The organism is Roseateles sp. P5_E1 (assembly GCF_054049335.1).
Genome location: NZ_JBFUMN010000178.1, coordinates 1 through 760, shown reverse-complemented (window position 1 = coordinate 760; position 760 = coordinate 1). Strand labels below are relative to the sequence as shown.

Here is a 760-nt window from a genome sequence, read left to right as displayed (position 1 = left end):
CCCTCGAGGAAGTGCTGCGCGTGACGGAGGAATCCTGATGCGTACACGGACGCGGCGGCGGGCGGGCGGCTGAGCATGGCGCAGTACCGCTACAAGGCGCTCAACGCCCATGGCGAGGTGTTCGATGGCCAGATGGACGCGGCCAGCGAAGCCGAGGTCGCGCTGCGTCTGCAGGACCAGGGTCACCTGCCGATGGAAGCGCGGCTGGCCAGCGAGGGGGTGGCTACCGCCTCCTCGTGGGCGGCCTTGTTGCGGCGCAAGCCGTTCGACGGTGCCGCGCTGGTCCAGTTCACCCAGCAGCTGGCCACCCTGCTGGGCGCCGGCCAGCCGCTGGACCGCGCGCTGACCATCCTGCTGGAACTGCCCGARGACGAGCGCAGCCGCCGGGTGATCACCGAGATCCGCGACGTGGTGCGCGGCGGTGCTTCGCTGTCGACGGCACTGGAACGCCAGCATGGCCTGTTCTCGCGGCTGTACGTCAACATGGTTCGCGCCGGTGAGGCCGGTGGCAGCCTGCACGACACCCTGCAGCGGCTGGCCGATTATCTTGAGCGCAGCGCCGAGTTGAAGGGCCGCGTGATCAATGCGCTGATCTACCCGGCCATCCTGCTGGCCGTGGTCGGCGGCGCGCTGCTGTTCCTGCTGGGCTACGTGGTGCCGCAGTTCGCGCTCATGTACGAAAGCCTCGACGTGGCCCTGCCGTGGTTCACCCAGTGGGTACTGGCCGCCGGCCTGGTGGTGCGCGAGGGCTGGCTGGCGA

At 69.7% G+C, this 760-nt stretch carries 1 protein-coding gene; it reads left to right on the top strand.

The window, feature by feature from the left end; all coding sequences use genetic code 11:
- Window positions 1–75: 75 nt before the first annotated feature.
- The coding region (locus ACXJKJ_RS30470; protein WP_457395161.1) for a type II secretion system F family protein at window positions 76–760 on the top strand (685 nt) is incomplete at its 3' end.